The organism is Paracoccus sp. Z118, from assembly GCF_019061185.1.
Classification (GTDB): Bacteria; Pseudomonadota; Alphaproteobacteria; order Rhodobacterales; family Rhodobacteraceae; genus Paracoccus.
On sequence record NZ_JAHQZU010000008.1, the window covers coordinates 115,302 to 138,774 of the forward strand.

Annotated in this window: 21 protein-coding genes; 12 read left to right on the forward strand and 9 right to left on the reverse strand. The window is 69.6% G+C overall.

Annotated elements, in window-relative coordinates; genetic code table 11:
* Positions 1-31: 31 nt before the first annotated feature.
* From dusB to KTN05_RS09155, 5 genes are all read left to right on the forward strand, one after another.
* The gene (gene dusB / locus KTN05_RS09135) at positions 32-1,048 is read left to right on the forward strand and encodes a tRNA dihydrouridine synthase DusB (protein WP_217329081.1); all 1,017 of its coding nucleotides are present in this window, start codon (positions 32-34) and stop codon (positions 1,046-1,048) included.
* Positions 1,045-2,148 carry a nitrogen regulation protein NR(II) gene (locus KTN05_RS09140; protein WP_217329082.1) on the forward strand — a complete coding sequence of 368 codons (1,104 nt, stop codon included), beginning with the start codon at positions 1,045-1,047 and terminating at the stop codon, positions 2,146-2,148. Before dusB ends, KTN05_RS09140 begins: the two co-directional genes overlap by 4 nt.
* On the forward strand, positions 2,130-3,557 hold the full coding sequence (locus KTN05_RS09145) for a sigma-54 dependent transcriptional regulator (protein ID WP_217329083.1): 1,428 nt from the start codon (positions 2,130-2,132) through the stop codon (positions 3,555-3,557). The genes KTN05_RS09140 and KTN05_RS09145 overlap by 19 nt, the downstream gene beginning before the upstream one ends.
* 88 nt (positions 3,558-3,645) lie before the next feature.
* The gene (locus tag KTN05_RS09150; protein ID WP_217329121.1) at positions 3,646-5,916 is read left to right on the forward strand and encodes a PAS domain-containing sensor histidine kinase; all 2,271 of its coding nucleotides are present in this window, start codon (positions 3,646-3,648) and stop codon (positions 5,914-5,916) included.
* A complete protein-coding gene (locus KTN05_RS09155) occupies positions 5,909-7,297 on the forward strand; it encodes a sigma-54 dependent transcriptional regulator (protein WP_217329084.1) in 1,389 nt (462 codons plus the stop codon). Before KTN05_RS09150 ends, KTN05_RS09155 begins: the two co-directional genes overlap by 8 nt.
* Before the next feature lie 266 nt (positions 7,298-7,563).
* On the opposite strand, the gene hflX is transcribed toward KTN05_RS09155, so the two are convergent.
* The 5 genes from hflX to KTN05_RS09180 form a co-directional block, all read right to left on the reverse strand.
* A complete protein-coding gene (gene hflX / locus KTN05_RS09160; RefSeq protein ID WP_217329085.1) occupies positions 7,564-8,964 on the reverse strand; it encodes a GTPase HflX in 1,401 nt (466 codons plus the stop codon).
* Positions 8,965-9,198 (reverse strand): RNA chaperone Hfq, encoded by a 234-nt coding sequence (gene hfq, locus KTN05_RS09165; RefSeq protein WP_089343093.1) that lies wholly within the window; start codon positions 9,196-9,198, stop codon positions 8,965-8,967.
* A 105-nt stretch (positions 9,199-9,303) separates the two neighbouring features.
* The gene (locus KTN05_RS09170; protein WP_217329086.1) at positions 9,304-10,917 is read right to left on the reverse strand and encodes a potassium transporter TrkG; all 1,614 of its coding nucleotides are present in this window, start codon (positions 10,915-10,917) and stop codon (positions 9,304-9,306) included.
* A 27-nt stretch (positions 10,918-10,944) separates the two neighbouring features.
* The gene (gene trkA / locus KTN05_RS09175) at positions 10,945-12,321 is read right to left on the reverse strand and encodes a Trk system potassium transporter TrkA (RefSeq protein ID WP_217329087.1); all 1,377 of its coding nucleotides are present in this window, start codon (positions 12,319-12,321) and stop codon (positions 10,945-10,947) included.
* 176 nt (positions 12,322-12,497) lie between these two features.
* Positions 12,498-14,948 carry a transglycosylase domain-containing protein gene (locus KTN05_RS09180; RefSeq protein ID WP_217329088.1) on the reverse strand — a complete coding sequence of 817 codons (2,451 nt, stop codon included), beginning with the start codon at positions 14,946-14,948 and terminating at the stop codon, positions 12,498-12,500.
* Between the two features lie 260 nt (positions 14,949-15,208).
* On the opposite strand from KTN05_RS09180, the gene KTN05_RS09185 reads away from it, so the two are divergent.
* On the forward strand, positions 15,209-16,627 hold the full coding sequence (locus KTN05_RS09185; protein ID WP_217329089.1) for an ammonium transporter: 1,419 nt from the start codon (positions 15,209-15,211) through the stop codon (positions 16,625-16,627).
* A gap of 54 nt (positions 16,628-16,681) precedes the next feature.
* On the opposite strand, the gene KTN05_RS09190 is transcribed toward KTN05_RS09185, so the two are convergent.
* Positions 16,682-17,683, reverse strand: a complete 1,002-nt coding sequence (locus KTN05_RS09190) for a polyprenyl synthetase family protein (RefSeq protein ID WP_217329090.1) — start codon at positions 17,681-17,683, stop codon at positions 16,682-16,684.
* A gap of 75 nt (positions 17,684-17,758) precedes the next feature.
* Between KTN05_RS09190 and KTN05_RS09195 the strand changes: the two genes are divergently transcribed.
* From KTN05_RS09195 to KTN05_RS09205, 3 genes are all read left to right on the forward strand, one after another.
* Positions 17,759-17,965: a DUF2007 domain-containing protein gene (locus tag KTN05_RS09195; protein ID WP_217329091.1), complete on the forward strand. Its 207-nt coding sequence runs from the start codon at positions 17,759-17,761 to the stop codon at positions 17,963-17,965.
* Positions 17,962-18,294: a hypothetical protein gene (locus KTN05_RS09200; protein ID WP_371823316.1), complete on the forward strand. Its 333-nt coding sequence runs from the start codon at positions 17,962-17,964 to the stop codon at positions 18,292-18,294. The genes KTN05_RS09195 and KTN05_RS09200 overlap by 4 nt, the downstream gene beginning before the upstream one ends.
* Positions 18,295-18,418: 124 nt before the next feature.
* Complete coding sequence (locus KTN05_RS09205; protein WP_217329092.1) at positions 18,419-18,583, forward strand: YdcH family protein; 165 nt, start codon at positions 18,419-18,421, stop codon at positions 18,581-18,583.
* Positions 18,584-18,838: 255 nt separating this feature from the next.
* Here KTN05_RS09205 and phbB read toward each other — a convergent pair whose 3' ends face one another.
* Positions 18,839-19,564, reverse strand: coding sequence for an acetoacetyl-CoA reductase (gene phbB, locus KTN05_RS09210; RefSeq protein ID WP_217329093.1), 726 nt, complete (start codon positions 19,562-19,564; stop codon positions 18,839-18,841).
* A gap of 134 nt (positions 19,565-19,698) precedes the next feature.
* Positions 19,699-20,514, reverse strand: coding sequence for an EAL domain-containing protein (locus KTN05_RS09215; protein ID WP_371823320.1), 816 nt, complete (start codon positions 20,512-20,514; stop codon positions 19,699-19,701).
* Positions 20,515-20,658: 144 nt separating this feature from the next.
* On the opposite strand from KTN05_RS09215, the gene KTN05_RS09220 reads away from it, so the two are divergent.
* On the forward strand, positions 20,659-21,228 hold the full coding sequence (locus KTN05_RS09220) for a DNA-3-methyladenine glycosylase I (RefSeq protein WP_217329094.1): 570 nt from the start codon (positions 20,659-20,661) through the stop codon (positions 21,226-21,228).
* On the opposite strand, the gene KTN05_RS09225 is transcribed toward KTN05_RS09220, so the two are convergent.
* Positions 21,229-21,774, reverse strand: coding sequence for a TlpA disulfide reductase family protein (locus KTN05_RS09225; RefSeq protein ID WP_217329095.1), 546 nt, complete (start codon positions 21,772-21,774; stop codon positions 21,229-21,231).
* A gap of 28 nt (positions 21,775-21,802) precedes the next feature.
* On the opposite strand from KTN05_RS09225, the gene argH reads away from it, so the two are divergent.
* On the forward strand, positions 21,803-23,218 hold the full coding sequence (argH, locus tag KTN05_RS09230; protein WP_217329096.1) for an argininosuccinate lyase: 1,416 nt from the start codon (positions 21,803-21,805) through the stop codon (positions 23,216-23,218).
* Positions 23,215-23,394, forward strand: a complete 180-nt coding sequence (locus KTN05_RS09235; RefSeq protein WP_254368093.1) for a hypothetical protein — start codon at positions 23,215-23,217, stop codon at positions 23,392-23,394. Before argH ends, KTN05_RS09235 begins: the two co-directional genes overlap by 4 nt.
* The last annotated feature ends 79 nt before the right edge of the window (positions 23,395-23,473 follow it).

Consider the following 23,473-nt stretch of genomic DNA (forward strand, 5'->3'; position numbering starts at 1 on the left):
AACGGCCCGGAAAGCGGCTCAGAAGGAACCCATGCGCGACACGATCCGGATAGGCGATTTCACGTTGGACCCGCCGGTGTTCCTTGCGCCGATGGCGGGGATCACCGACCTGCCGTTCCGCCGCGCCGTCGCCCGCCACAGCGCGGGCGGCGTGGGGCTGGTGGTCAGCGAGATGGTCGCCTCGACCGAGATGGCGACGCCGCGCCCCTCGACCCGCATGGCGGTGCGCGCCAAGGCGATGGTCGAAGGCGGCGTGCCGGTCAGCGTCCAGATCGCGGGGCGCGAGGCAGGGCCGATGGCCGAAACCGCGCGGATCGTCGCGGGAATGGGCGCGGGGATCATCGACATCAACATGGGCTGTCCGGCCCGCAAGGTGACGGGCGGGCTTTCCGGCGCGGCGCTGATGCGCAACCTCGACCACGCGCTGACGCTGATCGATGCGGTGGCAGCAGCCGTGGACCTGCCGGTGACGCTGAAGATGCGGCTGGGCTGGGACGCGGACTGCCTCAACGCGCCCGACCTCGCCCGGCGGGCGCGGGATGCGGGGGTGCGGATGGTTACCGTCCACGGCCGCACCCGCGCGCAGTTCTATACCGGCAGCGCCGACTGGGTCGCAATCCGCGCCGTGCGCGAGGCCGTGCCGGACTTGCCGCTGGTCGCCAATGGCGACGTGGTGGACGCGGCCAGCGCGAGGGCGGCGCAGGCGGCGTCGGGCGCGGATGCGGTCATGGTCGGGCGCGGGGCGCAGGGCGCGCCGTGGCGGCTCGCGCAGATCTCGGCTCAGCTGCACGGAGCGCCCGCCCCGGATGTGCCGCAGGGCGCGGCGCTGGCCGATACGGTGGCGGCCCATCACGAGGATATCCTGTCCCATTACGGCCGCGATCTCGGCCTGCGCGTCGCCCGCAAGCATCTGGGCTGGTATGCCGAGGCGAACGGCGCCCCAGATGGCCGCCGCGCCCTGATGGCCGCCGTGACCGAGGCCGAGGCGCGGGCCGCCATCGCCGCCGTCTTCAGCGGCGCGCCGGGCGATGCGCAGGCCGCCGCATGAGCGGCGCTGCGGACGCCGAGTGGATGGCGCTGCCGCTGCCGGCGCTGCTGTTCGACAAGCAGGGGCGGTTCGCCGCCCTCAACGACGCGGCGCAGGCGTGGCTGAACCTGTCGGACCGCTCGGCAGTCGGCCATGCGCCGGACGATCCGCGCTTGGCGAACCGGCTGCGGATCGACCCGGCGCTGCCGCAGCTTCTTCAGGCGGTGCTGACGGGGGAAGAAAACGTCAGCCGTCCCGCGCTGCGGTGGGAGATCGGGGACCGCGCAGGCGGGTTCGACGTCCGCATGGCCGCGCTGCATCTCGGCCCGGCCCCGGACGGGCGCGTCTCGGCGCTGATCGTGCCCGCCGCGCCTGTGGGCGAGCATCGCCGCGCTGCCCGCTCGGCCATCGGCATGGCCGACATGCTGGCGCATGAGATCAAGAACCCGCTCGCCGGGATCAGGGGCGCGGCGCAGCTTCTGGCCGAAGGGCTCGGCTCCGAGGACCGCGAGCTTGCCGACCTGATCGTCGCCGAATCCCGCCGGATCGTCGCGCTGCTGGATCAGGTGGAGCGGTTCGGCGACACCTCGGCCCCGAAGCTTCAGGCGATCAACATCCATGACGTGCTGGACCGCGCCCGCCGCTCGTTCGAGCTGACCGGCACCCACGCGCGGCTGGTGACGGATTACGACCCCTCGCTGCCCCTCGCGCTCGCCGATCCCGACCTGATCGTTCAGGCGGTGCTGAATCTCATCCGCAACGCCGCCGAGGCGCTGGCCCGCGACGGGCGCGGCTGGGGCGATCCGCGCGGCCCCGGCACGATCCGCCTGCGCACCCATTACGATGGCGCCCTGCGCCGGGCCGAGGACGACACCCCGCTGCCGCTTCAGGTCGAGATCGAGGATGACGGCCCCGGCGTGCCCGACGCCATCGCCGACCAGGTGTTCGATCCCTTCATCTCGGGCCGCGAGAACGGCACCGGGCTGGGGCTCGCGCTGGTCAGCAAGATCGCCGCCGATCACGGCGCGGGACTGCGGCTCGACAGTCGCCCCGGCCGCACCCTGATCCGCCTTTCGCTTCCCCTCGCCGGAAAGGAGCCCACATGGACGGCACGGTCCTGATCGCGGACGACGACCGCAGCATCCGCACGGTGCTGACCCAGGCGCTGACGCGGGCGGGGTGCAAGGTCCACGCGACCGGCAGCCTCGGCCAGCTTCAGCGCTGGGTCGAGGAGGGGCGGGGCGATCTGGTCGTCACCGACGTGATGATGCCCGACGGCAACGGGCTGGACGTGATGCCCGCCATCGCGCGGGTGCGGCCGAACCTGCCGGTGATCGTCATTTCGGCCCAGAACACCATCGTCACCGCGATCCGCGCGACCGAGGCGGACGCCTTCGACTATCTGCCCAAACCCTTCGATCTGCCCGACCTGATGGCCCGCATCCGCGCGGGCCTGTCCCGCCGCCCCTCGCGCGTCGAGCAGGGGGCGGATGCCGCCCTGCCGGGCCCCGATCCGGCGATGCCGCTGGTGGGCCACGCGCCGGCGATGCAGGCGCTGTTCCGCACCGTCGCGCGGGTCGTGAACGCCGATCTGCCGGTGATGGTCACGGGCGAGCCCGGCTCGGGCCGCAGCACGGTGGCGCGGGCGCTGCACGACTATTCCGAACATCAGGGCGGCCCGCTGGTCGTCATCACCCCCGCCGATCCGGTCGAGGGGCTGGCCGCCGCCTTTGCCCGGGCGGCGGGGGGCACGCTGCTGGTCGAGGGGCCGGCGGCGATGGAGCCCGCCGCGCAGGCCCGGCTGGTCGGGCTGATCGAAGCGGCCGAGAACGGGCCCGACGTCTCGCGCCTCCCGCGGCTGGTGGCGACGGCGGGGCCGGACCCGATGGCCGATGTCGCCTCGGGGCGGCTGCGGCAGGATCTGCACTACCGCCTCGCCGGGGTGACGCTGACGGTCCCGCCGCTGCGCGCCCGCGTGGACGACATCCCGCCGCTGGCGCGGCACCTGCTGGCGCGGGCCGCTGGCCTCGGCCTTCCGAAGCGCGACCTTTCGGACGCCGCCGCCGCCGTCCTGCGCGGCTGGCCGTTCCCCGGCAACGTGCGCGAGCTGGACAACACCGTCCGCCGCCTGGCGCTGGTCGCCAGCGGGCCGGAGATCACCGAGGCTGAAACCCGCGCCGCGCTGGCCGAGAACCCCCCGGACACCGGCGGCCGCCATGCTGCGCCGCCGCGGATCGTGCCGCCGGAGACAAGCGCGCCGGCCGCCGGGCAGCAGCCTGAGCGGCTGGGCCGCTCGATCGAGATGCATCTGCAACGCTACTTCGACCTGCACGGGGGCGAGCTGCCGCCGCCCGGCCTTTACGACCGCATCCTGCGCGAGGTGGAGCGCCCGCTGATCGAGATCGCGCTGGACGCGACCGGCGGAAATCAGCTCCGCTGCGCCGAACTTCTGGGAATCAACCGCAATACGCTCAGAAAAAAGGTGAATGACCTGAATATCGAGGTGACACGCCGCCGTCGTCTGATGTAAAACGGTCACAGGTGGCTGGCGCATTGTCGCGTAAAGGTCACATTGAGCCGCGAGACAGCGGCGGGGGCGGGACAAGGCGGCGATGGCGATGGCGCAGGCGGGGCGCATCCCTTGGGACAGGCTGGCGCGTTTGCGGCGCAGGCGACGGGTGCAGAACGCCGCGACGCTGGGGCTGGCCGTGCTCGGCCCGGTGCTTGCGGTGGCAACCTTCGCCGTGCTGGGCCCGCTGGACGATGTCGTCGCCAGCACGGCGCTGCGGCTGGTCCTGCTGGCCGACCTCATCTACCTGATCCTGCTGATCGGCCTCGTCGGGGCGCGGCTCGCCCGGATGGTCATGGCGCGCCGCAACGCCGCCGCCGGATCGCGGCTGCACATGCGGCTGGTCGGGGTCTTCGCCGGCATCGCCCTGATCCCCACGGTGCTGGTCGCGCTGTTCGCCGGGCTGACGGTGAATATCGGGCTGGAAGGCTGGTTCTCGAACCGCGTGCAGTCGGTCGTCTCAAGCTCGCTGGCCGCCGCCGAGGCGTATCAGGAGGAGCACCGCCGCGACCTGGTATCGGACGCGCGGATGCTGGGCGGCCTGCTCGATGCGGCGGCCGCCGACAATCCGCTGATCGACGACGGCGCCATTCGCGCGCTGCTGTCGCAGGGGCAGGCCCGCATCCAGCGCGGGCTGCGCGAGGCCTATGTCATCGACGGCTCGGGTGCGATCCGCTCGCGCGGGGAGCGGTCCTATCTCTTCTGGTATGAGGAACCCTCGCCCGCGCAGTTCGACGCGGCGACGACCGAAGGGGTGCTGCTGATCCAGGACTGGCAGAACAACGAGTTCCGCGCCCTGGTTCCGCTGGCCGGGCTGATCGACCGCTATCTCTACGTCACCCGCGACGTGGACGGGAACCTGCTGGGCCTTCTGGACGAGACCCGCGCGACCGTGGGGCTTTACCAGCAGCTCGAACAGGTCCGCGGGCGGGTGCTGTTCGAGTTCTCGCTGCTCTATCTGGGCTTTGCGCTGCTGCTGGTGATGGCGGCGATCTGGATGGGGATGTGGTTTGCCGAGCGCCTCTCGCGTCCCATCGGACGGCTGGCGGAGGCGTCCGAGCAGGTCGGGCGCGGCAATCTGGACGTGCAGGTGCCCGAGCCCGACACCGGCGACGAGATCCAGACGCTCGGTTCCAGCTTCAACCGCATGACCCGGCAGCTCAAGCACCAGCGCGAGGAGCTGGTGGCCAGCTACCGCGCCGCAGACGACCAGCGGCGGCTGTTCGACAACGTGCTGAGTTCGGTCACGCCGGGGGTGGTCGGGCTGGATTCGACGGGCGGCATCGACTTCCTCAACCGCTCGGCCACCCGGCTGGTCGGGCTGGACGCGGAGCGGGATATCGGCCGCCCCCTGCCCGAGGCGGTGCCCGAGTTCACGGCGCTATTCGAGCGGCTGCGCGGCTCGGTCGCGGAATCGGTGCAGGACGAGATCCGCGTGACGCGCGAGGGGCGGATCGAAAGCCTGCTGGTCCGCATCGCCGTCCGCCGCGGCGCGGAGGGCGAGATCGAAGGCTATGTGATCGCCTTCGACGACGTGACCGAGCTTGTCAGTGCGCAGCGCATGGCCGCCTGGGGCGACGTCGCCCGCCGCGTCGCGCACGAGATCAAGAATCCGCTGACCCCGATCCAGCTTTCCGCCGAGCGCATCCGCCGCAAGTATTCCCGGCTCGCCCCCGATGGCGAGGCGCGCGACGCGCTCGACCAGTATGTCGAGGTCATCATCCGCCAGACCAACGACCTGCGCCGGATCGTGGACGAGTTCAGCCGCTTCGCCCGGATGCCCGATCCCGACCGCAAGGAGGTGGACCTCGCCCGGTTGCTGCGCGATTCCATCGTGCTGCAACGCGACGCCGTTCCGGGAACGCTTCAGACCGACATCCCCGACGAGCCGGTGATCGTCGATTGCGACGCGGGCATGATGGGGCAGGTCTTCAACAACCTGCTGAAGAACGCGGCCGAGGCCGTGCGCGACCGCCCGGCGGGCGACTGGACCGGCGAAGTGCGGGTGCAGATGGAAGCGCAGCACGATTCGGTCGCCATCACCATCACCGACAATGGCGTGGGGCTGCCGCAGGACCGCACCCGGCTGTTCGAGCCCTATGTGACGATGAAGCAGGGCGGCACCGGCCTCGGCCTGCCGATCGTCAAGAAGATCGTCGAGGAACATGGCGGCAGCCTGACGCTGACCGACGCCGATCCCGACGCGGACGGCCATCGCGGCGCAATGGTCGAAATCCGGTTGCCGCGCGAGCGTCAGCCGGTCCGCAAGCTTCAGCCGCGCAAGAACAGGACAGAGCAGGAGGCACAGGCCCATGAGTGACATTCTGATCGTCGATGACGAACGCGACATCCGCGAGCTGATCGCGGACATCCTTCAGGACGAGGGCTTCGCCACCCGCACGGCCGCCAACAGCGACGAGGCGCTGGCCGCCGTGAACGCGGCCGAGCCGGGGCTGATGATCCTCGACATCTGGCTGAAGGACAGCCGGATGGACGGTCTGGACATCCTCAAGCACGCGAAGACCAACAACCCCGATGTGCCGGTGGTCATCATTTCGGGCCACGGCAATATCGAGATCGCGGTCGCCGCGATCCGGCAGGGGGCGTATGATTTCATCGAAAAGCCGTTCAACATCGACCAGTTGTTGGTGGTGATCCGGCGGGCGATGGAAACCAGCCGCCTGCGGCGCGAGAATGCCAGCCTGCGCCGGCGCGACAACGCGATGGGCGAGATGCTGGGCCAGTCGGCCCCGTTCCGGCGGCTGCGCGACAATCTCGACAAGGTGGCGCGGTCGAACGGGCGGGTGATGCTGACCGGCGAGCCGGGCGCGGGCAAGGAGCTCGCCGCCCGCTACATCCACGCCCACAGCAACCGGACCGACGCGCCCTTTGTCACCGTCCCCTGCGCCACCATCGAACCCGAGCGGATGGAGGAGGTGCTGTTCGGCCGCGAATCCGCCGAGCGGGGGGTGGAGCCCGGTCTGCTGGAGCAGGCGCATGGCGGGGTGATCTATTTCGATGAGGTCGCCGACATGCCGCTGGGCACCCAGCCCAAGATCCTGCGGGTGCTGACCGAGCAGCAGTTCCAGCGTTCCGGCGGGACCGACAAGGTGCGGGTGGACCTGCGCGTCATCAGTTCCACCACCCGCGACCTGCCGGTCGAGATCGAGGCCGGCCGCTTCCGGCAGGAGCTTTACGACCGGCTGAACGTCGTTCCCATCGCGGTGCCCTCGCTCGCCGACCGGCGCGAGGATATCGGCGTTCTGGCGCAGCATTTCATCGCGCAGTTCAACGCCACGCAGGGCTTGCCGCTGCGCGATCTGCCGGACGACACGGTGACGGTGCTGCACACGATGCGCTGGCCCGGCAACATCCGCCAGCTGCGCAACGTGATCGAGCGGGTGCTGATCCTCGGCGAAGGGAACGGCCCGATCCAGCCCGCCGAGCTTGAACCGCAGGGCAACGGCGACGAGCAGGGCGAGGCGATGACGCTGGGTCCGCGCATCACCAGCCTGTCGCTGCGCGAGGCGCGCGAGCTGTTCGAGCGGGAATACCTGCTGGCCCAGATCGACCGCTTCGGCGGCAACATCAGCCGCACCGCCCATTTCGTCGGCATGGAGCGCAGCGCCCTGCACCGCAAGCTGAAGTCGCTGGGCGTGGTCGGCGGCATCCGCGCGGAAGAGGAGATGATGGCGAAGTAGGGACGCGGCCGGCTGCACGCGATGCGCAGAACCACGCATCCTGCGCAGCCGCCGCGGCGGCCGGGTTCCTGCGCATCATCGCCATGCGTGGCGCGGCGTGAAACTGCTCGCCCGCTTTTCCCTCACATCGTCAGAGGCGGCTCGGTGCCGCAGGTCGTGTGCCCTGCACGCACCGATTGCGCCATTTCCGAACTTCGCGAAGCAGCGCGGCATAATGTCCGGGCGAATGACTCGTCACCCTGCCGGATGCGCGGCCCTCCGCTGGATCAGTCGCGCCCCAGCGGGTCCCACCCGCCCGGCATTGGCGGCGGATCGTCGTCCTCGTCGTCCGCCTGATGGCTGCCCGCGCCGTCCAGCGCCTCGAACGCGGTCTGCTGGCGGCTGGTCCACGAGACATGCATCCGCTGCCCGTCTTCGGTCGCCTCCTCACGCCGCACGACGCCCGCGCCGTGCAGCCACGCGCGGCGGCGGCCGTCCGTGAACGGGATCGTCACCACGCCGTCATGGCGCGGCTCGTCCAGCACGTCCGACAGCCGCGCGTCGATGGCGGCGACCAGATCGTCCAGCCCCTCGCCGGACAGCGCCGATACCGCCTGCACATCCGCCCGCCGCGCGTCGGTGCGGCGCAGCCCGGCGCGGATGTCGGGCGACAGCGCGTCGATCTTGTTCCAGACCTCGATCAGCGCCACGTCCTCCTCGACCCCGAGGCTTTCGAGGATCTCGCCGACGTCGGCGGCCTGCTCCTCGGTCTCGGGGTGGCTGATGTCGCGGACATGCAGGATCAGGTCAGCCTCCAGCACCTCCTCCAGCGTGGCGCGGAAGGCGGCGACGAGTTCAGGCGGCAGGTCCGAAATGAACCCCACCGTGTCCGACAGGATGATCCGCCGCCCCCGCGCCTCGCCATCGGCCGAGGGCAGGTTGATCGCCCGCATCGTCGGGTCGAGCGTGGCGAACAGCATGTCCTTGGCCAGCACGTCGGCCCCGGTCAGGCGGTTGAACAGGGTGGATTTGCCCGCGTTGGTGTAACCGACCAGCGCGACGATGGGATAGGGCACCTTGGCCCGCGCGGCGCGGTGCAGGGTGCGGGTCTTGACCACCCTTTCGAGCTGCCGGCGCAGGCGGACCATCTGGTCGTCAATGGCGCGGCGGTCGGCCTCGAGCTGCGTCTCGCCGGGGCCGCCGACGAAGCCGAAGCCGCCCCGCTGCCGTTCGAGGTGGGTCCAGGCGCGGACCAGCCGCGTGCGCTGATAGCTGAGCGCCGCAAGTTCCACCTGCAGCACGCCTTCGCGCGTCCGGGCGCGGTCGGCGAAGATTTCAAGGATCAGCCCGGTGCGGTCGAGAATCTTGACGTCCCATTCCTTTTCCAGGTTCCGCTGCTGGACCGGGGTGAGAGGGCCGTCAACCAGCACCAGCTCGGCCTCGGCCTCGTTCACCGCTGCGCCAAGCTCATCCAGCTTGCCCGACGAGAACAGCGTTCCAGGAGAGGGCTTGCGCAGCTTCGCCACGCTTTCCCCGACGACCTGGATCGCGGGCAGGGCGCGGGCCAGCGCCACCGCTTCCTCGAGCGCAAGCTCGGGCGAGCGGCGTTGGCCGCGCCGATCGCCAAGATCGGGATGGACGACGAAGGCGCGGGTCGGCTCGGCCGCGGTTGGCTGGTTCTCGGGCAATCAGTCGTCGCCTTCATAAAGGCTGATGGGCTGGCCCGGCATGATGGTCGAGATCGCGTGCTTGTAGACGAGCTGCGACTGGCCATCGCGGCGCAGGAGCACACAGAAGTTGTCGAACCAGGTGATGACGCCCTGCAGCTTGACCCCGTTGATCAGGAAGATCGTCACCGGGACCTTCGCCTTGCGAACGTGGTTGAGGAACGCATCCTGAAGGTTCTGCTTGTCGCCAGCCATCGGCGCTCACCTTTTTGTTGTTGGTCGTCAGACAGAATCACATTTAGGCGAGCCGCCCCGGCCGCGCAAGAACTGCTCCCTGCGCGCGGGGACCGGTGTTGCAGGTTAACGCCGCCATAATCCCGGCGAGAACAGCGCCAGAAGCGCCAGCGTCTCGATGCGCCCGGCGACCATCGCGCCGGCCAGCACCGACTTGGTCAGCACCGACAACCCGGCCCAGCCCGCCCAGGGGGCGCTTGCGCTGCCCGCATCGGCCTGAAAGGCGGGCATCATCGGGATCGCCTCGGCCAGCGGGCCGGTGTTGGTCAGGGCGGCGACCGACAGCATCGTCGCCGTCTCGATCGGGATCGGGCGGATCGAGACCAGCACCACCACCAGCGCGATCGACATGGCGAACAGCATGAAGAAGATGAAGGCGAGATAGGCCCCGCCCTCGCGCAGCTGCCGCTCGCGCGGGCCGCCGCCCGCGACCGACGCGGGGTGGACGATCCTTTCCAGCTCGCGCTGGCCGTGCCGGGCAAGCGCATAGACGCGCAGCAGCTTGACCCCGCCTGCCGTGGTGGCCACGCCGCCGCCCATCATCGTCAGCCCCGCCAGCATCAGCCCCGGCGCGGTCAGCCCGGACCACGCCCGCGCCCCTTCCCAGTGGACCGAGGTCCAGCCGGTCGTGGTCAGGAACGACAGCGCGCTGAACGCCGCGCCCCATGCGGCGGCCACCGCCCGCGCCAGACCGCCGATGATCGTCGGCGCCGCAGGCTCGGGCGGGGCGACCGGAGCCACGGCCCCCAGCGCGCCCAGCAGCGGCCGGACGACCAGCACCAGCGCCACAAGCGCGACCAGCGCGGCGGCCATCCGCAGCTCGGGGTCGGTGCGCAGACGCGGCGTCGTGCGCAGCTCGTCCCCGCCGGGCCAGAGCCGCCGCGTCAGCGCGGGCAGCAGGAACAGGGCGATGACGAACTCGGCCGCGACGCCGCCCGTCGGCGCGCCCACCGGCCCGGTAACGGGCGAGATGCCGCTGGTCGAGAGCGTGCCCATCGCCCGGCACAGCGCCACCAGCGCGCTGTCGCCCGCGACCAGCAGCGCCAGCCACAGAGCAATGGTCAGCCCGGCATAGATCGGCGCGATCTCGGCCCCCCAGCGCCACATCCGGTGCCCCGGATCGGCTGAGATGCGGCGGATCAGGGCATCCGGCTGCGCCCCCCGCGGGGTCGCGGCGCCGGGACGGGCCCCGGTGTCCGACACGATCTCGAACCCGCCCACATGCATCGGCGCCAGCAGGGCGATGGCGGCCACGAGGATGAACAGCCCGCCCATCCACCCGGCGAGCGCGCGCCACAGATGCAGGCTGGGAGCCAGCAGGTCGGGCGCATAGAGCGTCGCGCCGGTGGTCGTCAGGCAGGACAGCATCTCCCACCACGCATTGAACAGCCCCGTGTCGGGCAGCGCGGCGGCGAGCGGGATGGCCATCAGCAGCGGAAGCAGCAGATAGACGCCCAGCATCGTCGGCAGGACGCCGCGCCGGCGGTCGGCCGTGGCCCGGCCGCCCATCGCCAGCGCCAGCAGCCCGGTGACGACCGTGGCCGCGATGCCGGTATGCAGGAAGATCCGGGCCAGCGGCGCGTTGCCGACCACCGCCGCATGCAGCGCCGGGACCAGCATCGCCAGCGACGTGAGCGCCGCGAGCTGCAGGATGATCGGCAGGCGCACCAGTGGCTTCATGCTCGCGTCACCTTTCCGGGCGGCCGGTCAGAAATAGTCGATGCCGACCTGCAGCATCTCGTCGATCTCGCCCACATCGCCGGTCAGCGAGAAGACCAGCACGATGTCCCCCGCCTCGATCCGCAGGTCCGGCAGCGGCTTCACCAGCCGGTCGCCTTTCTGCACCGCGCCGATCAGCGCCCCGGCGGGCAGGGACAGATCCCCGATCAACTGCCCGGCGAAGCCGGAACTGGGCAGCACCTGCGCCTCGATCAGCTCGGCCTCGGCATCGCCGATGGAATAAAGGTCGCGCACCCGCCCGTGGCGGATGTGGCGCAGGATGGTGCTGACGGTCGCGGCGCGGGGGTCCACATAGGCGTCGATTCCCAGGGCCGCCCGCAGCGGGATCAGCGTCGGATCGTTCAGCAGCGAGACCACCGTCCCCGCCCCGAGCGCCCGCGCCCGCACCGCGCCCAGGAGGTTGGTCTTGTCGTCCTGCGTCAGCATCATCACCGCATCGGCGCGGGCGACCCCCGCCTCGATCAGCAGCTCGGCGGACATTCCGTCGCCGTGCAGCACGACAACCTGCCGCAGCGTGTCGGCGGCGGCTTCGGCCTGCCGCCGGTCGCGCTCGATCAGTTTGGCGTTCAGATGGGGCATCTTGCGGTCGATCTCCTGCGCGACGGCAAGGCCGACATGGCCGGCGCCGACGACGATCACCCGCTGCGGCAGCGCGGTCGGCTTGCCGAAGCGGTCGAGCGTGCGGTCCACCTGCTCGGCCGGGCAGACGACATAGATCTGGTCGCCCGCGAAAAGCTGGTCGGCGGGTTCGGGCGCGAACAGCCGCCCGCCCCGGCGCACGCCGACCACGACCGCCATGTTGTCGGCGAACATGTCGCCGAGCTGGCGCAGCGAGGCATGAAGGATCGGGCAATCCTCGGTCAGCGACATGCCCAGCATCCAGACCTTGCCGCGCATGAAGGTTTCCACGTCGAAGGTCGCGGGGGCCTGAAGCCGCTGCATGGCGGCGCGCGCCACCTCGCGCTCGGGGCTGATGACGACGTCGATGGGCAGATGCGCGGTGCCATACATCCCCGCATAGCCGGGATCGAGATAGGACGCCGCCCGGATTCGGGCGATCTTGCGCGGCACCTGGAAGATCGAGTTGGCGACCTCGCAGGCGACGATGTTCACCTCGTCCGAGTGGGTGGCCGCGATCAGCAGGTCGCAATCGGCCGCCCCCGCCTCGGCCAGCACGTCGGGATGGCTGGCGAATCCGGTGACGCCCTGCACGTCCAGCATGTCGGTGGCGCGGCGGATCAGCTCCGCGTCGAGGTCGATGACGGTGATGTCGTTGCGCTCGCCGGCGAGATGCCGGGCGATCTGCCAGCCGACCTGGCCGGCGCCGCAGATGATGATCTTCATGCCGGTCCTCCGTCTTGCGCAAGGCTTAGGCGGAATGGGGCGGGCGGGGCAATGGCGGCGATCGGCCGCGCCGCCTGCCGGGCATGATGACCGGCGGAGGGGAAGCTTCGCCGATCAACGCGAGGCATGGGGTCGCGGCACACAAGCCGAGAGGCGGGCGAAGCGCCCCGGCGGGCCTAGTTGCCCTGCAACGCCGCGTTCAGCGCCGCGGAGAGGGCGTCGTCGGGCGGCGCATCGGCGGGCGCGGCTGCGTCGCCGCCGGCCGACACCACCGATCCCGGCGTGCGCGGGGCCGCGTCGGGCAGGTTCTCGGCCGCGAGGATTTCGGCCACCGCCACAGCCTCGGCCTCTGCGGGCGTCATCGCCTCGGCCAGCGCGGCATCCAGACTGCCATTCGCCGGATCGGGGGAGCTCAGCAGCCCGCCGCCGCCATCGGGCACGTTGCGGACCGGGGCCGCGTCGGACACCGCCTGCGCCAGCGCCGCCGCCAGCGGGTCCGAGTCGCCGATCGAGACGATCTGCGGCACCGGGCCGCCGCCGTCCGGGCCGGTCGTGTCCAGCCCCTCGTTGGGCAGGCCCTCGTGGATCTCGGTCATCACCGCCGCCCAGATCTCGGCCGGAAGCCCGCCGCCGGTTACGCCGGACATCTGGCTGTTGTCGTCGTAGCCCATCCACACGCCCGCCACGTATTGCTGTGTGAAGCCGATGAACCACGCATCGCGATAGGACGAGGTGGTGCCGGTCTTGCCGGCCACGTCGCGGCCGCCGGGCAGGATCGCGCGCCGGCCGGTGCCGCTCTGCACCGCCTCGCGCATCATGGCGATCAGCTCGCTCGCCGCCTTGGGCGAGATCACCCGCGTTCCCATGCCCCCGACCTGACCCAGCAACGGCTGGTCATCCCCCTCGATCCGCAGCTCGACGAGGCCGTAGGGCCGGACCGAGGTGCCGCCGTTGCGGATGCCGGCGAAGGCGCCGGTCATTTCCAGCAGCGTCGTTTCCGACACGCCAAGGCCCAGCGACGGGCCCGAGGCGAGGTCGTGGGCGAAGCCGAAGTCGCGGGCCACGCGGCGCACGGCATCGCGGCCGACCGCCTCCTGCAGGCGGATGGTGGGGGTGTTGAGCGACTGCACCAGCGCGGTGGTCAGCGTCACCTCGCCCCGGAAGCGGCGGGTGTAGTTCTTGGGCGACCACGGGCCCGAGCCGCGCACGTTGATCGTCAGCGGCGCGTCCAGCACCATGCTGTCGGGACCGTAGCCCATGTCCAGCGCGGCGGCGAAGACGAACGGCTTGAACGCCGAGCCGGGCTGCCGCTTGGCCTGGGTCGCGCGGTTGAAGGTGCCGTTCACGGTGGTGTCGCGCCCGCCGATCATCGCCCTGACGGCCCCATCGGCCGACATGATGACCACCGCGGCTTCGGCCTTGGAGCCGTCCTTGACCTTCTCGTCGAACACCTTGGCCAGCGCCCGCTCGGCCGCGCGCTGGATGCGCTGGTCGAAGGTCGTCCTGATGGTCACGTCCTCGGTCGTCTCGGAGGTCAGGAAGCCGGGGCCGGATTCCATCACCCAGTCCGCGAAATAGCCGCCCGCGCGCGCTGCCGCCGCGCGGCTGAGCTGCGCAGGCTCGGCCTTCGCCTGGGCGTATTCGGCGTCGCTCAGATAGCCCTGCTGGTGCATCAGCGAAAGGATCACCGCTGCCCGTTCCTGCGCGCGGGTCAGGTTCGCCGTGGGCGCGAAGCGGGACGGCGCGACCAGCAGCCCGGCCAGCATCGCAGCCTCGGCGGCGTTCACCTCGGTCGCGGGCTTGCCGAAATAGCGCTGGCTCGCGGCCTCGAACCCGCGCGCGCCGGCGCCGAGATAGCTGCGGTTCATGTAGATGTTGAGGATGTCCGCCTTGGAATACTTGGCTTCCATCGCCATCGCATAGGGGACTTCCTTGACCTTGCGCCACAGCGAACTCTCGCGGCACTCGGCCTCAAACTCGGCCTCGGTTTTCCACCGGGTCGGATCGAACGTCTCGCCAAGGCACAGCAGCTTGGCGACCTGCTGGGTGATGGTCGAGCCGCCGTGACCTTCCAGCGGGCCGCGGCCTTCGGACATGTTGATCTTGATGGCGCTGGCGATCCCCTGCGGATCGACGCCGAAATGCTTGTAGAAGCGCTTGTCCTCAGTCGCGACGACGGCGTTCTGCATCACCGGGGCGATGTTCTCGCCGTTGACCGTGCCGAAGGTCTCGCCCCGCCAGGCGAACACGCGGCCCTCTCGGTCCAGCATCGTGACCGACCCGCGCGCCCGGCCATCGAACAGCGCCTGCGGTTCGGGCAGGGTGGAATAGTAATAGCCCGAGGCGGCCAGCAGAATCAGCGCGACGGTCAGCCCCAAGCGCCAGACCGAGCCCCAGAGGACGCGCCATGTCAGCGACACGGCCCCGGTGACGCCGCGGGTGACGAAGTTGCCCCGCTTGCGGGGCTTCGGCTTGGTGGGCGTGGCGCGGCGCCGCGCCTCCTGTGGGGGAAGGCCGCCGCCTGAAGACCCGCCGCCCGCGGGCGGGGCCTTGCGGCGCGCGGGGCCGCTGCCTTCCGCATAACGCTTGTCGGCGACGATGCGCCGGGGGCCGGTTGGTTTTTTCATGCCTGCATCCTGCGGCCGTTCTCCGGCCCTTGTCGGGGACTTGATACAGCAACCGGCCCGGCTTGAGAACATCCGAGCGCGATTGTGACCCACTCGTGACCTGCCCGATTGCGCGGCATTTTGCCGAAATTCTGCCGATCCGCCGGGCAGATGCGCGAACGAAGGTCGCCGCATCCCCCGCCCTGCTGGACCGGCGGCCCCGTCCTGCCGCCCTCATGAAGCCATGACGGGCGGCGCCCGAAGCAGATGGACGAGGTAAGATGAGACACGAGCAATCCCTTCGGGCGGATCTTCGCACCTGGCTGGCGGTTCCGGCGCTGGTGCTGGCGCTGCTGTGGGCGGGCGGCGCGATCGCGCAGGAAGCGGCCGCGCCGGTGCCGGACAAGGGCGACACCACCTGGGTCATGGTTTCGGCCATCCTCGTGATGATGATGACCATTCCCGGCCTCGCGCTGTTCTATGGCGGGCTGGTGCGGTCGCGGAACGTGCTGTCGGTGCTCATGCAGGTGCTGACGGTGTTCTCCGTCATGTCGATCCTTTGGGTCGTCTTCGGCTATTCGCTGGCGTTCACCGGCGCGGCCGACGCGACAAGCGCCGGACCGCTGACCCCGTTCATCGGCGGGCTGTCCAAGGCCTTCCTGGCGGGCGTCACCACCGATTCGCTCGCCGAGACGTTCTCGACGGGAGTCTTCATCCCGGAACTCGCCTTCGTCGCCTTTCAGATGGCCTTCGCCTGCATCGCCGCCTCGCTGATCGTCGGCGCCACGGCCGAGCGGATGAAGTTCCCCGCGATCCTGTGCTTCGTGGTGATCTGGTTCGTGTTGTCCTACCTGCCGATGGCGCACATGGTCTGGTGGTGGGGCGGCCCGAGCGCCTTTGACGCGCCGTCGGGCTATCTGTTCGGCCACGGCGCGCTGGATTTCGCAGGCGGCACCGTTATCCACATCAACGCCGGCATCGCCGGGCTGGTCGCGGCGTATGTCGCAGGCTCGCGCGTGGGCTACGGCAGAGAGCCGATGCCCCCGCACAACCTGACGATGACCCTGCTGGGCGGCTGCCTGCTGTGGGTCGGCTGGTTCGGCTTCAACGCCGGCTCCAACCTCGAAGCGAACGGGCTGACCGCGCTGGCGATCATCAACACCGCCGTCGCCACCAGCGCCGGGGTGCTGGCGTGGAGCTTTGCGGAATGGGCGACGCGCGGCCACCCCTCTCTGCTGGGCGGCGTGTCCGGCGCCATCGCCGGCCTCGTCGCGGTGACGCCCGCCGCCGGCTTCGCGGGACCGATGGGGGCAATTGCGATTGGCCTGCTCTCGGGTCTCGTCTGCATGTGGTTCGTGGTGACGATGAAGTCGCGCGTCGGCATCGACGACAGCCTCGACGTGTTCGGCATCCACGGCGTGGGCGGGATCATCGGCGCGGTGCTGACCGGGGTCTTCGCGGCCCCGAGCCTCGGCGGCTCCGGCGTCTTCGACTATGCGACCGGCGCGGTGGGCGCCTACGACATGGCCGGGCAGGTCGGCACGCAGACGCTGGGCGTGGTGATCTGCATCGTCTGGTCGGGGATCGTGTCCTTCGCGGCGATCCATCTGGTCAGGGCGACCATCGGCCTGCGCGTCAGCACCACCGACGAGCGGCAGGGCCTCGACCTGACCACCCACGGCGAGAGCGCCTATAACTGAGGACGGGCGAGAAACGGGAAGGCCCGGCAGGCTGCCGGGCCTTCTGCGTTTCGGTCAGGCGACGCGAGCCACCACGAAATCGGCCATCTCAGCCAGCAACTCGCGGATCGGATGCTCGGGCAGGGGGGCGAGCGCCGCCTTGGCGCGGCCCGCCCAGGCGACGGCATCGGCCCGCGCCGCGTCGATCGCGCCATGCCGGGCGAGGATCGCCAGCGCGCGGTCCAGATCGCCGTCCTGCTGGTCGCCGCGCTCGACCGTGCGCTGCCAGAAGGCCCGCTCGTCCGTATCGGCAACGGCGACGGCCTTGATGACCGGCAAGGTCAGCTTGCGCTCGCGGAAATCGTCGCCGACATTCTTGCCGATGGTGTCGGTCGCGCCGCCGTAATCCAGCACGTCATCGACGATCTGGAACGCGATCCCCAGCGCATCGCCGTAATCATAGAGCGCCTTCACCTGCTCGTCCGTCGCGTCCGAGATCACGCCGCCCACCTCGGTCGCGGCCGAGAACAGCGCGGCCGTCTTGCCCCGCACGACCTGAAGATAGATCGATTCGTCGGTCCGCAGATCCTGCGCGGCGGTCAGCTGCAGCACCTCGCCTTCCGCGATGGTGGCGGCGGCGTCCGAGAGAATTCGCATCACCGGCAGGTTCTCGGTATCCGTCATCAGCTGGAAGCTGCGCGCGAACAGGTAGTCGCCCACCAGCACGCTGGACTTGTTGTCCCACAGCAGGTTCGCGGTGGGCCGCCCGCGCCGCTGCCGGCTTTCGTCCACCACGTCGTCATGCAGCAGGGTGGCGGTGTGGATGAACTCGACCGTCGCGGCCAGCAGGTGGTGCTTGACGCCCTCGTAACCGCACAGCCGCGCCGCCGCGACGGTCAGCAGCGGCCGCAGCCGCTTGCCGCCGGCCTCGACCAGATGGGCCGTCACCTCGGGGATGCGGGGCGCGTGGCGGCTGACCATCCGCTCGCGGATCAGCGCGGTCACGGCGGCCATGTCCGCCTCCAGCAGCCGCGACAGCCGATCGAGCGGTTCGGCGACGTTGTTGTTCAGACCCATGCGCGCACCCCCTTTGGGCTGTGCCATTGCCACGGCGTGGACAGTTTCGCAACCGCGCCTTAGCCTGCCTCGGCGATGAAAGAGCTGCTGCGCACCACCGACGCGCTGACCATCATGCGCGCCGCCGACCTGCTGGCGGGCGAGGGGATACCGGCGTTCCAGTTCGACCAGCACATGAGCGTGCTGGAAGGCTCGATCGGGGTGCTGCCGCGGCGGCTGATGGTGGCGGATCGCGACCTGTTCATGGCCCGCGCGATCCTGCGCGACCACGGCATCGCGTGACACGAACCGACGACTTCCTCGGCGGCAGGCTGCGGCTGACCCAACTGGCCATCGGCTATCGCGCGGGCACCGACGCGGTGATGCTGGCCGCCGCCTGTCCGGCCGAGCCGGGGCAGTCGGTGCTGGAGCTTGGCTGCGGGGCAGCGGCGGCGGCGGCGTTGTGGGGCAGGGCGGGGGATGTCGTCGTTCTGCCCGTCGCCTCTCGCCTCGGTGCCTTGGCCGCGCGGGTCGGCGTCTGCGGGCGCAGGGGTGCGGGGGGCTGTTGCGATTGCTCGCGCCTTTCGTTCTGCACGCAAATACTCAGCATCTGCGCGATGGAGAGGACCTGACGGCCGCGGCGCAGGCGATCCTGCGCCATGCTGCCGCACTCGATCTGCGCCCGAAAGACGGTGACAAGCGCGGTTTTCTGTGATGGATTCGTGACACTGACCATGAGAACAGGAGTGTCTATCCATGTCCGTCGCCTCTCACGTCCAGGAATTGCGCAGGAAGCATCAAACCCTGTCCGATGCCGTCGAGCGCGCTCAACGCCAGCCCGGAACCGACGATCTGACCCTGACCGAGATGAAGCGTGAGAAATTGCGCTTGAAGGAAGAGATCACGCGGCTGAGCCACTGAGCGAGAGATCAGCCGAACCGCGTGAGGGTGCGCTCCGCACCGCCTTTCAGGAGTTGATCTTCGGATAATCCGTCCAGGAGACGACTTCGATGATCTGTCTTTAGAGGTTCGGGCCGGCGTTGATACGCCGGCCCTTTGTCTTGCACCGAAATCCGCGGCGTTCTGAAATGCCTAACGCCGATGCGGCGGAACGCCCGGCTCTCCCCTTCGGCGCGTCCGCATGGCGGGGCTTGTCGAAGAGGAGGCCGGCGAGAATCAGGAGAAGAACTGCGCCCCGTTGGCGCTGATCGTCGATCCGGTGATGAACCCGGCATCATCGGCGGCAAGGAACACCACGCAGCGGGCGATTTCCTCGGGCTCGCCCAGGCGGCCGACCGGGATCTGCGGGATGATGCGCTCCTTCAGCACCTTCTCGTCGATGGCGCGGACCATTTCCGTGCCGATATAGCCGGGCGCGATGACGTTGACGGTGATCCCCGCCCGCGCGCCTTCCTGCGCCAGCGCGCGGGTGAAGCCGATGTCGCCCGCCTTGGCGGCCGAATAGTTGGCCTGCCCGGCCTGACCCTTCTGCCCGTTCACCGAGCTGATGTTGATGACCCGGCCGAACTTGCGGTCGCGCATCCCGGACCAGACGCCGTGGGTCATGTTGAAGACGCCGGTCAGGTTGGTGTCGATCACTTCTTTCCACTGCTGCGGCGTCATCTTGTGGAACATCGCGTCGCGCGTGATCCCGGCGTTGTTGACCAGCACCGCGACGGGACCAAGCTCGGCCTCGACCTTGCGGATGCCTTCGGCGCAGTCGTCGTAATCGGCGACGGACCATTTGAAGCTCTGGATTCCGGTCTCGTCCGTGAAAGCGCGGGCGGCGTCGTCATTGCCGGCATAGTTCGCGGCCACCTTGTAGCCGGCTTCCTTAAGCGCCTTGCTGATGGCGGCCCCGATGCCGCGTGTGCCACCGGTAACCAGCGCAACCTTGTCCATGATGTTTTCTCCCTACAGTGCCGGATCGTTACGGAAAAAGGCTACTCAGGGAAATAAAATTGCGCAATAGCCGCAGTGAATTCATGTTCCGCGTTGGCCGTTTCGGTCTGCCGGGAAGGTGGGTTGCCGCATTGCTAACCCCCCGCCTGAACCCTGCGCCCGGTCGGGTTGGGCGAGCGCCATGGCGGCACGATCGTCGGCGCGCCGAAATAATAGCCCTGCAGGCAGTCCACCCCCATCCCGATCAGGAAGGCGGCGTCCTCGGCCGTCTCGACCGATTCGGCGACGGTGAACATGTCGAAGTGATGGGCGATGGATTGCAGCGCGCGGGCGAGAACCTGGTTGTCCCGATGCTCGGCGATGCCGCGGATGAAGCGCCCGTCGATCTTTATCATGTCGAAGCAGAAGTCCTGCAGATAACGGAACGAGGTGTAGCCCGCTCCGAAATCGTCCAGCGCGAAGCTGACGCCGCGCCCCTGCAGGTCGTGCATGAAGCGGCGGACCTGATCCGGCATCTCCATCGCCGAGCTTTCCGTCACCTCGAGAATCAGCCGCTCCGCGATGCTTTCGCGCCCTCTGATCCCGTCGGCCAACGTGCGCGCCCAATCCTCGTGCCCGATGGACCGCGCGGACATGTTCACCGAAAGCCGCAGCGAGGATTCCTGCGCCAGCGTCTGCAGCCCCAGCGCCAGCGCGAGGCAGTCGATCTGCCGGCCAAGTTCGGTCGTTTCGACCTTCGGCATGAAGTCGCGCAGGGGAATCAGGCGTCCCGTCACGTCGATGATGCGGATCAGCCCTTCGTAGAAGGCGGGCCGGTCGGGGCGGTGAGCCTGCACGACCGGCTGGAAGGCCAGCACCCCGTCGCGGCGCATGACGGAATCGCGCACGGTCGCGATCGTCAGCCGCGCCTGCTGGTCGAGCGCGAAGTCGATGGGCGATGTGCGCGGCACGCCGCCATTTTCTGCCGGGCCATGATCTGCCGGAACGTCGTATCGGGACACGCTGGCCTCCTTCCATTCATGGATGCAGCCTGACGACAATGCGCTAAGATGCCGTAAACGTGCGGCGAAAACTGCCGATGAGGTTAACGGACCATGACTGACGCCCTACCGCTGCGCTGCCCCTGGTGCGGCACCGATCCGCTTTATGTCGCCTATCACGACATCGAGTGGGGCGTGCCCGAGCGGGACGGCCGGGCGCTGTTTGAAAAGCTGGTTCTGGACGGCTTTCAGGCGGGGCTGAGCTGGATCACCATCTTGAGAAAGCGTAACAATTTCCGCCGCGTCTTCGACGGCTTCGATCCCGAGCGGCTGGCCCGCTGGACCGAAGACGACGTGAGCCGCGCCCTTTCGGACCCCGGCATCGTCCGCCATCGCGGCAAGATCGAGGCGGCGGTGGGCAATGCCCGCGCCTGGCTCGCGATCGAGGATCGGGACAATTTTTCGGATTTCCTGTGGCGCTTCGTCGGCGGCGAGCCGGTGCTCAACCGTTTCGCCACCCACGCCGAGGTGCCGACCGAGACCGCCGAATCGCGCGCCATGTCAAAGGCGCTGCGTCAGGCGGGGTTCCGTTTCTGCGGCCCGGTCATCACCTATGCCTTCATGGAGGCGACGGGGATGGTCAACGACCACCTCACCTGCTGCCATCGGCACGGGCAGGTCTGATCAGTCGGCCCGCAGCTGATCCACCACCGCGATCGCGGCGGGCGAGGCCCAGTCGGCGTCGCCGATCATCCGCGCGACCTCCTGCCCCTCGGCGTCGATCAGGATCGTCACCGGCATCGCCATGACGCCCATGGCGCGGGCCAGCGCCATCCGCTCGTCGGTCAGGATCGGCAGGTTCTCGACCCCCGTCTCGTCCAGGAACTTGCGGATCGCGGGCGGCGGGTTGCGGCCCGAGGCGATGGTCAGCACCTCGAAATCCTCGCCGTTGCGCTGTTCGGCCAGCGAATCCAGCGACGGCATCTCCTCGCGGCAGGGGGCGCACCAGGTGGCCCAGAAGTTCACCAGCAGCGCCTTGCCCTGCCAGTCGGCAAGCGTGACCTCGTTGCCGTCCGCATCCTTGAAGGCAATGTCCGGAACCTCCTGCGCGCCGTCGGTCAGCTTCGCCAGCCCGGCTTCGCGCGCGGCGTCCCAATCGACCGGACCGGCGCTCGCGAGGCCCGCGTTTGCAGCGATAAGCAGCGACGTATAAAGGATGGACCGCAGCACGACATGACCTTTCGTAAAGGACGAACCGATGACCGACGCGCCCCAGACCCCCAAGACCGCGAACAGCATGTGGGGCGGGCGCTTCGCCGCGGGGCCGGACGCGATCATGGAGGCGATCAACGCCTCGATCGGGTTCGACCGACGGATGAGCGCCCAGGATATCCGGGGCAGCCGGGCCCATGCCGCGATGCTGGCGGCGCAAGGCATCATCACGGATAGCGACGCGGACGCGATCCGGGAAGGCCTGCTCACGGTCATGTCAGAAATCGACAGCGGCCAGTTCCGCTTCAGCACTGCGCTGGAGGACATCCACATGAACGTGGAGGCGCGGCTGAAGGAGCTGGTGGGAGAGCCTGCGGGGCGGCTGCACACCGCCCGGTCGCGGAACGATCAGGTGGCGACGGATTTCCGGCTGTGGGTGCGGGACCAGTGCGACGCTGCGATCGGGGGCCTTCAGGCGCTGATCGGTGCGCTTGTAGCGCAGGCCGAGGCGCGGGGGGACTGGGTGATGCCCGGCTTCACCCATCTGCAGACCGCCCAGCCAGTGACGTGGGGGCATCACATGATGGCTTATGTCGAGATGTTCGGGCGGGATCTGACGCGCTTCCGCGACGCGCGTGTGCGGATGAATGAATCCCCGCTCGGCTCGGCGGCGCTGGCGGGCACGGGCTTTCCCATCGACCGCCGCGCGACGGCGCAGGCGCTGGGCTTCGACCGGCCGACCGCCAACAGCCTCGATGCCGTCAGCGACCGCGACTTCGCGCTGGAGTTCCTCGCCGCCGCCAGCATCTGCGCCATGCACCTGTCGCGGCTGGCGGAAGAGCTGGTGATCTGGTCGTCGGCGCAGTTCCGCTTCGTCGCCATGTCCGACCGCTGGTCCACCGGCTCCAGCATCATGCCGCAGAAGCGCAACCCGGATGCCGCCGAGCTGATCCGCGCGAAGATCGGGCGCATCCTGGGCGCGACGGTCGCGCTGTTCACGGTGATGAAGGGCCTGCCCTTGGCCTATTCCAAGGACATGCAGGAGGACAAGGAGCAGGTCTTCGACGCCGCCGACACGCTGATGCTGGCGCTGGCGGCGATGACCGGGATGATCGGCGACCTGACCGTGAACAGGGACCGGCTGGAGGCGGCCGCGTCCAGCGGGTTCTCGACCGCCACGGACCTTGCCGACTGGCTGGTGCGCGAGGCGGGGCTGCCGTTCCGCGACGCCCACCATGCGACCGGGGCGCTTGTGGCGATGGCGGAAGGGCGCGGCGTCGATCTGCCCGATCTGTCGCTGGCGGACATGCAATCCGTTAACCCGGCGATAACGGATGATGTGTATGACGTGCTCGGGGTTCATAATTCGGTGGCGTCGCGCCAGTCTTATGGCGGGACCGCCCCCGATCAGGTGCGGGCGCAGGTCGCGCGCTGGAAGGGGATGATGAAGGCATGGGCATGACCGTTCGCTTCGCGGCCGTCGCCGCACTGGCCGCGCTTTCCGCCTGCGGGGTCGATGGCCCGCCCGTCGCCCCGCTGCCCGACACGCCGCGGACGCAGGGGAATACCGCCTCGGCTGCGCCGCTGGGGCTCAGCGTCAGTGGCGAGGCGGCCATCGGCATGGTCAGCCGGATCTGATCACGAACGCGCGGCGCGTGCAGGCTGCGGTTCACAAATCCGTGGATGCGCGGCAGAATTGCCCCATTCAGGCGCGCCG

Bases quoted from the DNA above. Each gene is read 5' to 3' on its own strand.
- trkA (WP_217329087.1), bottom strand. From the start codon at position 12,321: ATGAAGATCATCATCTGCGGCGCCGGCCAGGTCGGCTGGCAGATCGCC.
- KTN05_RS09190 (WP_217329090.1), bottom strand. From the start codon at position 17,683: ATGGGTCTGAACAACAACGTCGCCGAACCGCTCGATCGGCTGTCGCGG.
- phbB (WP_217329093.1), bottom strand. From the start codon at position 19,564: ATGGACAAGGTTGCGCTGGTTACCGGTGGCACACGCGGCATCGGGGCC.
- KTN05_RS09150 (WP_217329121.1), top strand. From the start codon at position 3,646: ATGGCGCAGGCGGGGCGCATCCCTTGGGACAGGCTGGCGCGTTTGCGG.
- argH (WP_217329096.1), top strand. From the start codon at position 21,803: ATGACCGACGCGCCCCAGACCCCCAAGACCGCGAACAGCATGTGGGGC.
- KTN05_RS09235 (WP_254368093.1), top strand. From the start codon at position 23,215: ATGACCGTTCGCTTCGCGGCCGTCGCCGCACTGGCCGCGCTTTCCGCC.
- hfq (WP_089343093.1), bottom strand. From the start codon at position 9,198: ATGGCTGGCGACAAGCAGAACCTTCAGGATGCGTTCCTCAACCACGTT.
- KTN05_RS09170 (WP_217329086.1), bottom strand. From the start codon at position 10,917: ATGAAGCCACTGGTGCGCCTGCCGATCATCCTGCAGCTCGCGGCGCTC.
- KTN05_RS09205 (WP_217329092.1), top strand. From the start codon at position 18,419: ATGTCCGTCGCCTCTCACGTCCAGGAATTGCGCAGGAAGCATCAAACC.
- KTN05_RS09185 (WP_217329089.1), top strand. From the start codon at position 15,209: ATGAGACACGAGCAATCCCTTCGGGCGGATCTTCGCACCTGGCTGGCG.
- KTN05_RS09195 (WP_217329091.1), top strand. From the start codon at position 17,759: ATGAAAGAGCTGCTGCGCACCACCGACGCGCTGACCATCATGCGCGCC.
- KTN05_RS09155 (WP_217329084.1), top strand. From the start codon at position 5,909: ATGAGTGACATTCTGATCGTCGATGACGAACGCGACATCCGCGAGCTG.
- KTN05_RS09220 (WP_217329094.1), top strand. From the start codon at position 20,659: ATGACTGACGCCCTACCGCTGCGCTGCCCCTGGTGCGGCACCGATCCG.
- dusB (WP_217329081.1), top strand. From the start codon at position 32: ATGCGCGACACGATCCGGATAGGCGATTTCACGTTGGACCCGCCGGTG.
- KTN05_RS09140 (WP_217329082.1), top strand. From the start codon at position 1,045: ATGAGCGGCGCTGCGGACGCCGAGTGGATGGCGCTGCCGCTGCCGGCG.
- KTN05_RS09180 (WP_217329088.1), bottom strand. From the start codon at position 14,948: ATGAAAAAACCAACCGGCCCCCGGCGCATCGTCGCCGACAAGCGTTAT.
- KTN05_RS09145 (WP_217329083.1), top strand. From the start codon at position 2,130: ATGGACGGCACGGTCCTGATCGCGGACGACGACCGCAGCATCCGCACG.